At 71.2% G+C, this 14715-nt stretch carries 13 protein-coding genes; 5 read left to right on the plus strand and 8 right to left on the minus strand.

From position 1 onward, the window contains the following. Nucleotides 1–87 precede the first annotated feature (87 nt). Nucleotides 88–1731: a beta-N-acetylhexosaminidase gene (locus ACFY3D_RS12440; protein WP_389978343.1), complete on the minus strand. Its 1644-nt coding sequence runs from the start codon at nt 1729–1731 to the stop codon at nt 88–90. A gap of 128 nt (nt 1732–1859) precedes the next feature. Between ACFY3D_RS12440 and ACFY3D_RS12445 the strand changes: the two genes are divergently transcribed. Continuing rightward, nucleotides 1860–3401, plus strand: coding sequence for a N,N-dimethylformamidase beta subunit family domain-containing protein (locus ACFY3D_RS12445; RefSeq protein ID WP_389978346.1), 1542 nt, complete (start codon nt 1860–1862; stop codon nt 3399–3401). A gap of 198 nt (nt 3402–3599) precedes the next feature. Here the strand turns inward: ACFY3D_RS12445 and ACFY3D_RS12450 are convergent, their stop codons facing one another. The 3 genes from ACFY3D_RS12450 to ACFY3D_RS12460 all read right to left on the minus strand — a co-directional run bounded on the left by ACFY3D_RS12450 (nt 3600) and on the right by ACFY3D_RS12460 (nt 6275). Further along, nucleotides 3600–4514, minus strand: a complete 915-nt coding sequence (locus tag ACFY3D_RS12450) for an N-acetylmuramoyl-L-alanine amidase (protein WP_389978349.1) — start codon at nt 4512–4514, stop codon at nt 3600–3602. Between the two features lie 304 nt (nt 4515–4818). Continuing rightward, complete coding sequence (locus ACFY3D_RS12455) at nt 4819–5067, minus strand: hypothetical protein (RefSeq protein WP_344978307.1); 249 nt, start codon at nt 5065–5067, stop codon at nt 4819–4821. A gap of 122 nt (nt 5068–5189) precedes the next feature. After that, nucleotides 5190–6275, minus strand: a complete 1086-nt coding sequence (locus ACFY3D_RS12460; protein WP_389779761.1) for a LacI family DNA-binding transcriptional regulator — start codon at nt 6273–6275, stop codon at nt 5190–5192. Between the two features lie 135 nt (nt 6276–6410). On the opposite strand from ACFY3D_RS12460, the gene ACFY3D_RS12465 reads away from it, so the two are divergent. Next, complete coding sequence (locus ACFY3D_RS12465) at nt 6411–7136, plus strand: TetR/AcrR family transcriptional regulator (protein WP_389978352.1); 726 nt, start codon at nt 6411–6413, stop codon at nt 7134–7136. Between the two features lie 148 nt (nt 7137–7284). Here ACFY3D_RS12465 and bldC read toward each other — a convergent pair whose 3' ends face one another. Next, complete coding sequence (bldC, locus tag ACFY3D_RS12470) at nt 7285–7488, minus strand: developmental transcriptional regulator BldC (protein ID WP_013133571.1); 204 nt, start codon at nt 7486–7488, stop codon at nt 7285–7287. A 318-nt stretch (nt 7489–7806) separates the two neighbouring features. After that, nucleotides 7807–8664 carry a hypothetical protein gene (locus tag ACFY3D_RS12475; protein WP_389978355.1) on the minus strand — a complete coding sequence of 286 codons (858 nt, stop codon included), beginning with the start codon at nt 8662–8664 and terminating at the stop codon, nt 7807–7809. 180 nt (nt 8665–8844) lie between these two features. Here ACFY3D_RS12475 and ACFY3D_RS12480 point away from each other — a divergent pair, with 180 nt between their 5' ends. After that, entirely contained in the window at nt 8845–9948 is a 1104-nt protein-coding gene (locus ACFY3D_RS12480) for a Leu/Phe/Val dehydrogenase (protein ID WP_389978358.1), read from the plus strand. Nucleotides 9949–10097: 149 nt separating this feature from the next. Beyond that, the gene (locus ACFY3D_RS12485) at nt 10098–10331 is read left to right on the plus strand and encodes a DUF3073 domain-containing protein (protein ID WP_350941243.1); all 234 of its coding nucleotides are present in this window, start codon (nt 10098–10100) and stop codon (nt 10329–10331) included. Nucleotides 10332–10530: 199 nt separating this feature from the next. Here the strand turns inward: ACFY3D_RS12485 and purM are convergent, their stop codons facing one another. Together purM and purF are read right to left on the minus strand one after the other, a co-directional pair. Continuing rightward, entirely contained in the window at nt 10531–11556 is a 1026-nt protein-coding gene (purM, locus tag ACFY3D_RS12490; RefSeq protein WP_389978361.1) for a phosphoribosylformylglycinamidine cyclo-ligase, read from the minus strand. A 28-nt stretch (nt 11557–11584) separates the two neighbouring features. After that, nucleotides 11585–13030 (minus strand): amidophosphoribosyltransferase, encoded by a 1446-nt coding sequence (gene purF, locus ACFY3D_RS12495; protein ID WP_386210653.1) that lies wholly within the window; start codon nt 13028–13030, stop codon nt 11585–11587. A 755-nt stretch (nt 13031–13785) separates the two neighbouring features. Here purF and ACFY3D_RS12500 point away from each other — a divergent pair. Further along, nucleotides 13786–14700, plus strand: a complete 915-nt coding sequence (locus ACFY3D_RS12500; RefSeq protein WP_389978364.1) for a hypothetical protein — start codon at nt 13786–13788, stop codon at nt 14698–14700. The last annotated feature ends 15 nt before the right edge of the window (nt 14701–14715 follow it).

Consider the following 14715-nt stretch of genomic DNA (forward strand, 5'->3'; position numbering starts at 1 on the left):
GTCACCTGCCGGGACGGGCAAAGAGGCCGGCTACGGGACCACGGGCGGCCACACCCCGTGGGGACTCGTCAAGGGCGGAAAGACCCGTCACATGCTGGGACGGGTCGAGTCGGCCTCGTGGGTCAGCTCCTCCAGGTGTTTCATCGCCTCGTCCACCTTGACGACCCCTGGGCGGTGGCGTCGGCGGCCGGTCCCCCCACGCTGCCAGGGGTGCGGGCCGGTCAGCGGCCGATACTCGACACCGAGCGCGTCGAGGCGGGTCAGGTGCGCCTCCAGCCGGGTCTCGAACCCGGCCCCGGCCGAGCCCGACCAGGCGATCTCGGCCAGCGCGCACCCCCGGGGCCAGGCCCGGTAGTCCACCGCCCGCGCGTCGGGCAGCCGTTCGCTCCACAGCTGGAACTGTGCCCCGAGCACGTGTTCCCGTTCCTCGGCCGTCCACGACTCCGGCGCCGGAGCGTAGGCCGCGACGTCGGAGACGGTGATCGCGTCGCCGATCGCGAGGGGCTCCTCCTCGCTGGAGGCCTCGGCGTAGTCGAAGTACAGGGGGAAGACGGGGGTCTGCACCACGTCGTGCCCGGCGGCGGCGGCGCGCCTCGCCACCCCGGGACCGCGCCAGGGCATCACGATCGTGTCGGGCCTGAGCATGCCGCTCACGAACGCCTCGTCCCACACCACCGCCCTGCTGCCGCGTTCGGCCAGCTCGTCCGCGAGCCGGCGCAGGAACCAGGCGTGCAGGTCGCTCAGGCTCCCCAGCCCCAGCTCCGCCTGGAAGGCGACGATCTCGGGGGAGCCGGCCCAGTCGTCGAGCACGCACTCGTCCCCGCCGATGTGGACGTACGGGGTCTCGCCCAGCGCCCCCGTGATCTCCTCGATCACGCCGGTCAGGAAGTCGATCGTCTCCGGCAGGGGGGACAGGATCGCGGGGGAGATGCCCCAGCGATCCAGCACCGTGAAGGGCTCGGGGCTCCGGCCGCCGGTGGCGCGGGCGTCGAACCCGGGGTAGGCGGCGAGGATCGCCGAGGCGTGTCCCGGCACGTCGATCTCGGGCACGACCGTCACGGCTCGGGCCCGCGCGTAGGCGCCGATCTCAGCGAGGTCCTCCAGCGTGTAGTAGCCGCCGTGCGGTACGTCGTCGAAGGCGAGATCCTCCCGGTAGTGGCTGGTGACCGTACGCGGGCGGTGCGCGCCCACCTCGTGCAGCCGGGGATACCGACGGCTCTCGACCCGCCATCCCTGGTCGTCCACCAGGTGCAGGTGCAGGCGGTTCAGCTTGTGGACCGCCATGAGGTCGACCATCCTGAGCACCTCGCGCTTGGGCATGAAGTGCCGCGCCACGTCCAGGTGCACCCCGCGCCAGGAGAACCGGGGCGCGTCCCGCACCCGGCCGAGGGGGACGCTCCAGTCCGCCCCGCCGCCGGCCACCGTGCGAAACGCCGCCGAGGGCAGCAGCTGCCGCAGCGTCTGGCCCGCGTAGAAGGCGCCGGCGCGGTCTCCGGCCGCGATCCGCACGCCCTCGCCGGTCACCTCCAGGACGTACGCCTCGGCGCCGAGTGAGGCGTCCGGCTCCACCGTGATCGTTCCCGCCTCGCCCGGGCGCGGGCCGAGGACGGCGAGCGCGAGACGTACGGCGTCGACCGGCTCGGCGGGGCCGGAGACGACGACCCCGTGGGGCAGGCCGAGGACACCGCCGGCAGGTGTGAAGGCGGAGGGGGACGGCAGGAGGTCAGTCATGCTGTAGATCATGCCAAATCGCCGGAATCGCCGGAGGGACCGGCTTTTCACGCCGGCGAGCCCGGACACGGGATCAAGAACCGCCCAAGTACCGCGCGGGAGAAGCGGGGGAGACGCTCCGCCCGGACATGCTGCTGCTCATGTTCCAACCTTCCAGGGTCTCCAGGCGTCAGGCCCGCACACTGTCGGCGATCCTGGTGACGATCATGCTGGTCGCCGGGTGCGCCGTCACCGTCGAGAACCCATCGACCTCGTCCTCGCCCACTCCCACGGTGTCCTCCTCCGCGGTGAGGAGCGCCGAGGGGGACGACACCACCGTGGCGGAGAACGCGAGGGAGGGCGATCCCGGCTGGCGGGTGCGCCGACGTGGCGCCGAGCACGAGATCGAGGGCTTCGCCGACCGGGTGAGCGTGCTGCCCGGCGAGAGCTTCCGGCTGTACGTCTCGACCACCGCCGACCGCTACACCGCGAGGGCCTTCCGGATGGGCTGGTACGGCGGGGCCGGGGCGAGGCAGGTCTGGCGGGCGGCCGGACTGCCCGGCAGGAGGCAGGCGCCGCCCAGGACGATCGCCGCCACGGGAACGGTGACCGCCGCCCACTGGAAGCCCGGCCCCGAGGTGGACACCTCGGGATGGCCGGAGGGCTCCTACCTGATCAGGCTGGACGCCGCCACCGGGGGACGGCGCTACGTCCCCCTCACCGTGAGGTCCGCCTCCGCCGGGGGACGCCTCGTCGTCGTGAACGCGGTCACCACCTGGCAGGCGTACAACGACTGGGGCGGCCGCAGCCTCTACCACGGCCCCGGCGGCTTCGCGGACAGGTCCCGGGCGGTCAGCTTCGACCGTCCGTACGACACATCGGGGGCGCGGCTCTTCCTGGACATGGAACGCGACGCCATCGAGCTCGCCGAGCGTCGCGGCCTTCCGCTCGCCTACGTCACGAGCCTGGACCTGGACCGCGACCCGCACGTCCTCGACGGGGCCAGGGGGCTGGTGTCGCTGGGCCACGACGAGTACTGGTCGCCGGGCATGCGCCGCACCGTCGAGGCCGCCCGTGACCGCGGCACCAACCTCGCCTTCCTCGGTGCCAACGCGGTCTACTGGCGGATCCGCCTCGCCGCGACGCGCCTGGGACCTCGCCGCCTGGTGGTCTGCCACAAGGACGCCGCCGAGGACGCCCGGACGGTCCTGTGGCGGGCCACCGCCAGGCCGGAGAGCTCGCTGACCGGCCCGATGTACGACTGCTTCCCCTCCGAGTCCGCCTACGTGGTCAGGCGCCCCGGCAACTGGATCTTCAAGGGGACGGGGGTGCGGCGCGGCACTGTCTTCCCCGGGATGGTCGGCGTCGAGACCGACAGGGTCGGCGCGGGCGTACCGCGTCCCATGGAGGTCCTGTCGGTCTCCCCGGTCGACTGCGGAGGTCGCGCCACGGTCGCGCACAGCGCCTACTACACCGTGCCGAGCGGCGCCGGGGTGTTCAGCTCGGGCACGATGCGCTGGGTGTGCGCGATGCGGGGTGCCCGCTGCGGCCACGGCGTCACGCGGGAGGCGGGGGCTTTCGTCCGCAGGGCGACGGGGAACATCCTGAAGGTCTTCGCGGCCGGCCCGGCCGCGCGCAGCCACCCGGCCCGCGACAACCTGAGGTCCCTGGGTCTGGAAGGACCCCGCTGAGGTGCCCCCTCCCCCCGAGCATGGGCTCGGGGGTGCCGCTGTAAGCCGCTGAGCGTGTCTCCGCGCCGCCGGAACTCCCTCCGGCGGCTGGGCCCCGGGGTAACGCTGGAGGCCGCTGAGGGGCTTCTCCGCGCCCACGGGATATCGCCGGAGCCCGCCCGAGGTGCCTCGAGGCGCCTCGGGCGATCTCGCCCTCGACTACCGCTTGAGGTACTGCTGGAGCCCGTTCGCGAGAGAGAGCGCGATCTTCTGCCGGAACGCCGCCTGCTGGAACTTGGCCGCCTCGGTGGGGTTCTTCATGTTGCCCGACTCGATGAAGATCTTGGGAACCGTGGAGAGGTTCAGTCCGCCGAGGTCGTCGCGGTAGTCGAGGGCGTTCTTGCCGATGTAGGTGGAGTACGACAGCCCGGTGCCGCGCGCGAAGGCGTTGCGAACGTCCAGGCCGAGCTTCTTGGAGGCCCCGACCACCGGGTCGACCGGGCCGCCGATCTTCTCCGGCATGATCACGTGGAAGCCGTGGTTGGCGGTGCTCGACCCGTCGGCGTGGACCGAGATCGCCGCGTCCGCCTTCGCGTCGTTGCCGATCGCGGCTCGCTCGGTGATGCACGGCCCGACGCCGGAGTTGTCGGCACGGGTCAGCTTCACCGTCGCGCCGCGGCTCTTCAGGATCTTGGCCAGGCGCTGCGAGACGTCCCAGGTGAAGGCGGCCTCGCTGTAGCCGTTCGCGGTGGCGGTGCCCGTGGTGTCGCACGCCTTCCACTGGGTCAGAACGTTGACCTTCTTGTTGATCTCCGCGGGGTGGCGGTAGTTCTGCCCGTTGTGGCCGGGGTCGATGACCACGATCTTGCCGCTGAGCGGCCGGTCGCTCTGGACGCTCCGCCCCGCCGCGGGACTCGCGGTGGGATCGCTCGCCGTGCCGGTCGCCGGGCCGCTCAGGGCGTCGGCGGCCGGTGCCGCGGCCGTGTCGGCGGCGGGAGGGACGGGGCCGCGCTCTCGCGCGAGGTCGGCGCCCGTGGCGGTGCCACCGCAGGCGGCGGCGCCGAGTCCGCACAGGACAAGGGTCGTCGCGAGTGCTTTGCCGGTCACGCTCATCGCCCCCAAGGAAGTCGTCAATCACCCAACTTACGTGGCTCGGACGTATGACTCAGCCGGTGTCGCGATATGTGCTCGCCCGTCACGAGGCGTGACGCACTCCCTCCTCAGAAGGGCTCTCCCGCCCCGCGACGCCCGTCACGCGATGTGACACGTTTCCGCCTCAGGCGGGCCTTCCCGCCACGGGACACGGCCCGCCATGGGACACGGCCCGCTACGGGATACAGCCCGCTACGAGACCCGGCCCGCCAGGAGACACGGCTTCGGGGAACCCTCCCCGTCACGGGACCCGGCCTCAGCCGGACTCTCCCGTCACGGGACAGGCTCACCAGACGTGCTCGCCGACCTCCTGCTTCTGCAGGAGCGAGGCGAGCTCCCTGGCGTCCTCGGCGTCCAGCCCGAGGACCACACGCGGCCGTCCCCACGGATGGTCGATCGAATGAGCCACGTAACTGGCCACGGACTCGGCTCCGGCGTCGCCGCCGCGGCCCCGGGCGGCCCGCCAGTGGGCCCATGCCCGCTCAAGCTCGGCCGCGGCCCGCTGGGCGCATGACACAAGTTCCGGATCACGCATCGCTACCCCCTCGTCTCGGCCAGAGTCAACACCGGCGGCACGTGGGCGCCCTCGATGTTGACCCGGATTTGAGGAGGTCATGAAGCCTGCCTGGGCGGACTGTAACGCTCCAGGCAGGCTCTTCAGCGTTCGGTGGGGCCCGTGCTGTTCCGTACGACCAGCTGCGGCGTGACCTGACGCAGACGCGAGGCCTTGCCGGGGTCTCCGATCCGGTCGTTCAGCAGCGCGGCGGCGGAGCGTCCCATGGCGCGGCGGGGCTGGTCCACGGTGGTCAGCGAGATCGGCTGGGTGCCCGCCCGGTGGATGTTGTCGTACCCGACCACGGACAGGTCCTCGGGAACCCGCAGTCCCAGCTCGGTGGCCGCGGAGAGCACGCCCATCGCCACCCGGTCGTTGGCGGCGAAGATCGCTGTCGGCCGGGGGTCGCGCGTGAGCAGGCTGTGCGCCGCCCTGGCGCCCCCCTCCTCGCTGGACTCGCCCTCCTCGACCATGATGTACGGCGCCAGGGAGTGCCTGCGCATCGCGACCAGGTAACCCTCGCACCGGAAGCGCCCCGAGGAGATGCCCGCGGCCTCGATGTGGGCGATCCTGCGGTGACCGAGCTCCACGAGGTGGTCGACGGCGAGGCGGGCACCGAGCTGGTCGTCGTCGACGACGATGTCCACGCCGCCGAGGTCGATGTCGCGCTCGCCCACCACCACGGTCGGCGTGTAACCGGTGGCCTCGATGAGCGTCCCGCTGGTGGGCGCGATGCCGAGCAGGACGAGCCCGTCGACGCGAAGTTCGAGGAACGCCTCGACCGCCTCGTCCTCGAAGGCGGGGTCCCACTGGCTGTTGCCGATGAGGAGTCTCAGCCCGTCGCCGTGCAGGCTCTCCTGCAAGCCGTCCAGGAACTCCGCGTAGAACGGGTTGTGCAGGTCGGCGACGAGCGCCCCGACCAGGTGGGTACGGCCCTCGACCAGGCTGCGCGCGACGGCGTTGGGCCGGTAGCCGAGGTCTCTGGCCGCCTGGAGCACGGCCTGCCTGCGATGTTCGCTGACGTGGGGCGATCCGCGCAGGACGAGCGAGACCAGTGATTTGGAGACACCGGCTCGTTCTGCCACGTTGCGGATCGTGGGTCTCGGGCGTGGCCCGCCCCCGTCGGATAAGACGGGCTCGGCGAACCCGCGGGCTCGGGTGACGGTGGTGTTGACTGACGGTCCTGACATGGCTCTCCCCCGCGATGGTGGATGGGCACCTGTCACTCAAAACGATCGAGTTCCGAATGGGGTACGGGTTGGAGGGAAGGGAACTCCGATCTTGACCAAGCGACCGGGCGGAACGGCTCCGATAGTCTTCACGATGTGAGGTCGACATCCGGAGCCGCCGAACGGGCGAAAACCGTGCCGGGGGACACGCGACCGGCGCGGCGCAGGCTCAGTGTCGACCGGCGTCGCGAGGAGCTCATGGCGGCGGCGCTGGAGCTGTTCAGCAGGCATGACGCCGAGCACGTGTCGATCGACGACGTGGCCTCCGCGGCCGGCGCGTCGCGGGCTCTGGTCTACCACTACTTCGGTGGCAAGCAGGAGCTCTACGTCGCCGCGCTGAAAAGCGCCGCGGTCCAATTGGAGGCGAGGCTCAGGCCTCAGGGGGCGGGCACCCCGCTGGACGAGCTCGCCGGAGGGCTCACCCGATACTTCGACTTCGTCGAGGAGCACGCGACGGGCTTCGCCGCGTTGCTCAAGGGCGGTCCCGCCAACCGCAGCGGCGAGATCGGGGAGGTCGTCGACTCGGTCAGGCACCGGCTGCTCAGGCTGATCATGAAGCAGATGCGGATCGAGGAGCCGGGACCCGTGCTCCGGGTCGCGCTGCGCTCGTGGATCGCCTCCGTCGAGACCGCGGGCCTCGACTGGCTGGAGCGCCGCGACATCGAGCGGCCGACGCTGGAGCGGATGCTGATCGGCCAGTTGGTGGCGCTGCTCGGCGTGGCGGCCGAGCACGATTCGCGCGTCGGCGAGTTGCTGGACGACCTGTTCAGAGAACAGGCGAGTCGTCCCGTGGACCTGGAGAGGTCCGGGACGGACGGCTGAGGAAGCCCCTGGGGCACCGCTGAGCCGTTCAGGAGCACGTGCTGGGGCGGCGCCGGGCGGGCGACGCCGCTCCCCACAAACCCGTGTGGCCTACACGCTCAAAGGGTGAGCGCGCACCAATCCCCCTAGGTCAGTGACGGCCCCCGTCTTACTCTGAGCGCTGCTGTGGAATCCCCGCGAGCAGCGCGCGAACCTCGGTCTCCCGGTATCGGCGGTGTCCACCCAGGGTGCGGATGGACGTCAACTTGCCCGCCTTCGCCCACCGGGTCACGGTCTTGGGATCGACGCGGAACATGGTTGCGACCTCCGCCGGGGTGAGCAGCGGCTCTGCCTCGGGTGTACGAGCTGACATTTGTGCGGCCTCTCCTCCATGTGGACCGGCGACAGCGATCCTGCGACTTGACGCTTGTCACGGATGTCCGCCTATGGCCCTTGCGTGCGGCTGTTTGGGCCATATGCGGCATCACCCGATGTGACCATACAGCCACGTAGAGCGATTGGCGAGTCTTTGAGCGACTCATCTCTCTTGTGCACGTGTTGTTGTCACGCTCGGTGATTCTAGCGACACGTTTCGTGGTATCGCAGTGAAAACGGCAAACTACTCAGTTCGTAGGTGCATCCCCGGTCATCGACGGACCTACTTACGCAGGTTGAAGGGATGATTTGCGACTCAGTTTGCTGATTCGAGAAGTTGTATTGATCGCCAGCGGAGGATGACGCGCTGGTACATGGCGAACGCCAGTTCTTCCTCGCCTTTTTCCAGACCTGTCAGCGCCGCCGTGAGTTCCGCCACGGACTCGTCGGCCTGGAGTGTCTCGTCGTCCATGAGGTTGACGATGCCGCCGTAGTCCAGCTCGACCAGGGAGTGCGGGTGGAACTCCTCCAGCCAGCGTGCCACGTCCTCGACCTCGGCCGTGACCGAGGCGTCGCCCACCTGCCTCTTGATGATCTGCAGGGCGCGGGCGCTGCGGCGCCTCGCGTGGGCCATGGAGGTGACGTAGATCAGGTTGCGCGTGGTGGTCGTGCCGCCCTGCCCCTCGCCGCCGTCGATCACCAGCCAGCGCTCGTTGCCGTCGAAGGGGACGAACCACGAGGTCGGAACGTGCCAGGTGGAGCTGCGGATGTGCGTGCGCAGCGCGGCGGAGTCGGTGCCGCGCTTGAACCGGTCGAAGTCGTCGGCCGTCCGCTCCGCGACGGCCGGCGGGAAGAAGCGCTCCATCAGCTTGGGCGGGGTCGCCCCGCGAAAGCGTGAGAAGGCGAGCCACGACCTCAGCCTGCTCTGCCAGGGGCAGACGTACAGGACCTCCTCCACGCGCCTCAGGTAGGCGTTGGGGCTCTCCTGGGCGGGTGCCGGGGTCGGCGGTACCCCGAGGAGGCGCCGCACCGCCTCGCCGTGTTCGGCGTGCAGGGCGCTCGCTCGGCGCGGTCGGTCGGTCGTCTCGGAGTAGGCGGACCACGAGACGCGCTCCGCCGGGGCGAACGCGACCAGCGGTTCGTAGACGCGGAGGTACGCGGCGTAGGGCAGCACGACCGCATCGTGTCACGAAGGACCGACCGTTGTCCGTAGCGAGCCCGCTTCCGCGGGGGTCGTCTCGGTCACTGAGATGGGACGTTCGTGCACGTCGTCCCGGTTGGGGACTTGTGGTTACGCTGAGGGTGATCTCCGTCGCAACGGTGCGGCGGTAACGAACGACTGGGAGTCACCACAGTGACCGACGTCTTCGGGCTGTCCCACAAGGACGCGGGCCCGGTAACCGGCCAGGCGAGGCACGAACAGGTCGTTTTCTGCTCCGACGAGCGAAGCGGTCTCCACGCGATCATCGCCATCCACAACACCGCCCTGGGCCCCGGTCTGGGCGGCACCAGGTTCTACCCCTACGAGAGCGAGCAGGCCGCGCTGGCGGACGTGCTCAACCTCTCGCGGGCGATGGCCTACAAGAACGCCCTGGCGGGACTCGACCTCGGTGGCGGGAAGGCCGTCATCATCGGCGACCCGGCGAAGGACAAGAGCGAGGCGCTGCTGCGCGCCTACGGCAGGTTCGTCCAGTCGCTCGGGGGCCGCTACTACACGGCGTGCGACGTCGGCACCTACAGCGAGGACATGGACGTCGTGGCCCGCGAGTGCTCGTACGTGACCGGCCGCACCCTGGCCAACGGCGGGGCCGGCGACTCGTCGATCCTGACCGCGCTCGGCGTGTTCCAGGGCATGCGCGCCGCCGCCGAGCACGCGTACGGGACGCCCTCGCTGCGTGGCAGGCGTGTCGGCGTGGAGGGCGTGGGCAAGGTCGGCCACCGCCTGGTCGGCCACCTGATCGAGGACGGCGCGGAGGTCGTGGTCTGCGACGTGAGCGAGCGGGCCGTGGAGCGGCTGCGGCGGATCCACCCGCAGGTCGAGGTCGTCGCCGACCGGTCGGAGATCACCTCCGCCGACATCGACGTCTACGCGCCGTGCGCCCTCGGCGGGGCGCTGGACGACGAGACGGTGGCCCGCCTGCGCGCCGCGATCGTCTGCGGCGGGGCCAACAACCAGCTCGCCCACCCCGGCGTGGAGAAGCGGCTCGCCGACCGCGGGATCCTCTACGCGCCCGACTACGTGGTCAACTCCGGCGGTGTGATCCAGGTCGCGGACGAGATCAGGGGGTTCAACATGGAGCGGGCGCGGGCAAAGGCCACCCAGATTTACGACACGACTCTCAAGATCTTCTCCAGCGCGGCGGAGGAAGGCGTTCCCCCGGCTGTCGCAGCCGATAGGCTGGCTGAGCGCAGAATGTCGGAAGTCGGGCGAATTAGGGGCATTTGGCTGGGCCGCTAGCCCCACACGCCCATACGACGTACCGAGCTGGGCGTAAAACGGGTACGGTTGTAGGCGAACGAGAGCTGACGCCTAAGTCAGGTGGCGTCAGTGCGTGGTGCGTTAGCGACGAGGGGTCGGGCACGACCCCACACGAGGGGGTCGAGCCAATGGGGCGCGGCCGAGCAAAGGCCAAGCAGGTCAAGGTTGCTCGCCAGCTGAAGTACAACAGCGGTGGCACTGATCTTGAGCGTCTGCGCGACGAGCTCGGAGTCAGAGACGACTCCAACCACAATGACGACTCCAACGACGCCTACGACGAGCTGGCGGATCGGTACGCCGATTACGCCGATGACTTCGGCTCCGGAGATGACCGCGACGACGGGAAATCCGGCCGCCGCTAGGCGGATTTCAGATTGATGTGAGCAGGGCACCCGGTGGTGGACACAAGCCGCCGGGTGTTCTTCTCGCTGCGGGTCGACCATATGCGGCGCTCCGGTGGGTCCGGAGCGCCTTTCGCCGTACCCGACTCCCACTCGGTTCCTCCTCCCCTTCGCGAGGGGAGGAGGAGAGCTACGCGGAGGTTTTCCGGAAAAGCGCGGATCAGCGGAAACGCGCCTCGCCCGAGCCCTCGACGATCTCACCGAGCACCCAGGCGGGGAGGTTCCGCTCGCCGAGCAGCGCGAGGGCGGGCCCCACGGCCTCGGCGGGGACGACCGCGGCCATGCCCACGCCCAGGTTGAACGTCCGGTCCATGTCGGCCTGGGCCACCCCGCCGTGCCCAGCGAGCACCTCGAAGACGGCCGGCGGGGTCCACGACGAGCGGTCGAGCAGCGCGTCCAGCCCCGGAGGCAGCGAGCGGGACAGGTTGCCCGCGAGGCCGCCGCCCGTGATGTGGGCGTACGCGTGGACGTCGACCGCGCGGGCGAGCTCCAGGCAGTCGAGGGAGTAGATCCTGGTCGGCTCCAGAAGCTCCTCGCCCAGCGTCCGCCCCAGCTCGGGCAGCTCGGCCTCCAGCGAGAGCCCCGCCCGGTCGATGATGTGCCTGACCAGCGAGTATCCGTTGGAGTGCACGCCCGAGGACGCCAGCGCGAGGACCACGTCGCCCGCGCGGACCCTGTCGCGGCCGAGCATCCTGTCGGCCTCCACCACCCCGGTGGCGGCGCCCGCGAGGTCGTACTCGCCGGCCTCCATGGCACCGGGGTGCTCGGCGGTCTCCCCGCCGATGAGGGCGCAGCCCGCGAGGCGGCAGCCCTCGGCGACGCCGCCCACGATCTCGGCGATCCGCTCGGGGACCACCTTGCCGCAGGCGATGTAGTCGGTCATGAACAGCGGCTCGGCACCGCAGACCACCAGGTCGTCGACGACCATGCCGACCAGGTCGATCCCGATCGTGTCGTGCTTGTCCAGCCGCTGGGCCAGCATGACCTTGGTGCCGACACCGTCGGTCGACGTGGTGAGCAGCGGTCGTCTGTACGACAGCAGGGCCGAGGCGTCGAAGAGGCCGGCGAAGCCGCTGGCGTCGTCCACGACCTCCGGCCTGCGCGCCCGCGCGACCTTCGACTTCATCAGCTCGACGGCGCGCTCGCCCGCGTCGATGTCCACTCCGGCGGCCGCGTAGCTGGTCATGAACCCTCTCCTCGCGTGCCGGGCCCGCTCAACGCTTGGCCTCGAGCACGTACTTGCCCACGTTGTCCTGGTCGATCGGGATCGGATACTTACCGTCGAAGCAGGCGCGGCAGAGCCGGTCCTCGGGGATCGTGGTGGCCGCGGTCAGGCCCTCCAACGAGATGTATCCGAGCGAGTCGGCGCCGAGCGAGGCGCGGATCTCCTCCACGCTGAGCGAACCGGCGATCAGCTCGGCCCGGGTGGCGAAGTCGATGCCGTAGAAGCAGGGCCAGCTGACCGGCGGGGAGGAGATCCGGACGTGCACCTCGGTCGCACCCGCCTCGCGCAGCATCTTCACGATCGCCCGCTGCGTGTTGCCCCGCACGATCGAGTCGTCCACGACCACCAGGCGCTTGCCCGCGACGACCTCCTTCAGCGGGTTGAGCTTCAGCCGGATGCCCAGCTGCCGGATCGTCTGGGACGGCTGGATGAAGGTGCGGCCCACGTAGGAATTCTTGACCAGACCTTGACCGTAGGGGATCCCGCTCTCCTCGGCGTAGCCGACGGCGGCGGGGGTGCCCGACTCGGGCGTCGGGATGACCAGGTCGGCCTCGATCGGGTGCTCGCGGGCCAGCACACGGCCGACCTCGACGCGCGTGGTCTGCACGCCGCGCCCGGCGATCGTGGTGTCGGGGCGGGCGAGGTAGACGTACTCGAACAGGCAGCCCTTGGGCTCGGCGAGCGCGAACCTGCGCGAGCGCACGCCGCGCTCGTCGATGGTGATCAGCTCGCCCGGCTCGATCTCGCGGACGAACGTGGCGCCCACGATGTCCAGCGCCGCGGTCTCCGAGGCCACCACCCAGCCGCGCTCCAGGCGTCCCAGGACCAGCGGGCGGACGCCCTGCGGGTCACGGGCCGCGTAAAGGGTCTTCTCGTCCATGAAGACGAGCGAGTAGGCGCCCCTGACCTGCGGAAGCAGGTCGGCGGCCGCGTCGTCGATCGACCGGTCGCGGTCCTGGGCCAGGAGTGCGGCCAGCACCTCGGTGTCGGTCGTCGCCCGGGTGGAGCCGGGGGAGAGCCGCCTGGACAGCTCCGGGGTGTTGATCAGGTTGCCGTTGTGGGCGAGCGCGAGCCCGCCCGACTCGGTCGAGCTCAGCGTCGGCTGCGCGTTCTCCCAGACGCTCGATCCGGTGGTCGAGTAACGGCAGTGGCCGATCGCCAGATGGCCGCGGAGGGTCCCGAGCACGGACTCGTCGAAGACCTGGGCCACCAGGCCCATGTCCTTGTAGACGAGGATCCTGCTGCCCTCGCTGACCGCGATGCCCGCGGACTCCTGGCCGCGGTGCTGCAACGCGTACAGCCCGTAGTAGGTGAGTTTGGAGACTTCCTCCCCGGGGGCCCACACTCCGAAGACGCCACATGCGTCCTTCGGAGGCCGGTCGCGGGAGTCGAGGTCATGGCTCAGATGGCCGTCGCCCTTCAGCACATGCTTCATTCTAGGTCGGCTTCTTCCCTGCTCGCACCCAGGGTCCGTTCCGTGGCATGTCGCACCCTGACCGAACGATCATCGGTGTTTTGCCGTGTCAGCCTGTTTCGTCGCCGGCCGACAGGGGAGTGTGAGATATCCGGCATGCCCGAGCGTCGGGAGACGAGACGTGACAACACCTGTGGACCCTGTGGACCCGAACCAGCCCGGCCCGCGACGAGTGCCGCGGGACAGGGGCTCCGACCAGGAAGGGTCCGGCGCGGAGGAATCGCGGGGCACCTCCGAGGAGGCGGCCGTCCCCGGCGAGCCCGAGCACGCGCCCGCCGCCCCGGAACCGGGCGCGTGGCCCGTCCCTCCCTCGAACGAACCGCCCACGTGGCGGGAGCCCGCAGCCCCGGCGAGCGGGTCCACCGGGTGGACCGAGCCTTCCGGTTCCGCCGAGCCTCCCGACAGGACGGCGTCGACCGGGTGGACGGAGATTCCCGGCAGGGCCGAGCCGCAGGGCGGGGTGCCCGGCGAGGGGGCCGTGTGGGGTGGGGGGGGGGGGGGGGCCCCCCCCCCCCCCCCCCCCCCGCGGGGGGCCCGCGCGGGGGGGGGGCGGGGGCCGGGCCCCCCCCCCCCCCCCCCCCACCCCCCCCCCCGGGGCGGCGCGGTGGGGGGGGGGGGGGGGGGGGGGGGGGGGGGGGGGGGGGCCCCCCCCCCCCCCGAACCCCCCGACGCCGTCGGTTCCCGAGCCGTGGGAGGAGCCGGATCCGGAAACACCCGTGCCCGATCCCAACGAGCCGACCTGGAAGCCGTCCTCCATCCCCACGGAACCGCAGGTGCCGCCGCACCCGGACACGCCGACCGCTCCCGAGGTACCCCCGCCCGACCAGGGGGGTGGCCGGCACGTCACGCCGGGCTCTCCCGGGACCCCGGGAGGCCCCGGGCAGGGATCGCCGATCGGCCCGTCGCCCGAGGGGGCGCCCGAGAGGACACCCGAAGGAGCACGGGAGGGGACGTCCGGGGGAGCCGGGGAGCCCGAGGGGCAGCCCTACACGGTGCCCGGCACCACGCCGTCCGCCTACCCCGGCTGGGAGAGTGCCTCGGAGACCTCCGGCGAGTCCGGCAGGCCCGAGCCCGATCACCCCGAGGTCCCTGAGCCCTCCACCCCGCCCTCGCGCTACGAGCAACCGGGACCGGGGTACGAGCAGCCGAGATACGGGGAGGCGCAGCAGGCCGGGCAGCCCTACGGTGGTCCGGGAGTGCCGCCACCCGGGGCCGCCCCCTCCCAGCAGCCCCATGCCGGCGCGCCGTATCCCGCACCGCAGGGCGCGCCCGGCTATCCGTATCCCGCGACCTATCCGGCGTATCCGGACGAGGGGCGCCGGTCCAGCGGGAAGCTGGGCACCGCCGCGCTCGTGCTCGGGATCGTCGCGATCCTCTCGCTCGTCGTCTGCGGCTTCGGCGTACTGGTGGCGGTCGTCGGCCTGATCATCGGCATCGTCGCGCTCGCCAAGCGGTCGGCCCCCGGCAGGGCCTGGGTGGGAATCGTGCTGAGCCTGCTCACCCTGGTGATCGCGGCGGTGTTCCTGAGCTGGGTCTACAGCAAGGTCGGCGACTGCATGAACCTGCCTCCCGAGCTCCAGCGGCGCTGCATCGAGGACAGGTTCGGCATCCAGGTGCGGCCCGCCCCGTAACGGCGGGTGCCCCTC

Source organism: Streptosporangium sp. NPDC000509 (assembly GCF_042898365.1).
Taxonomy (GTDB): Bacteria; Actinomycetota; Actinomycetes; order Streptosporangiales; family Streptosporangiaceae; genus Streptosporangium.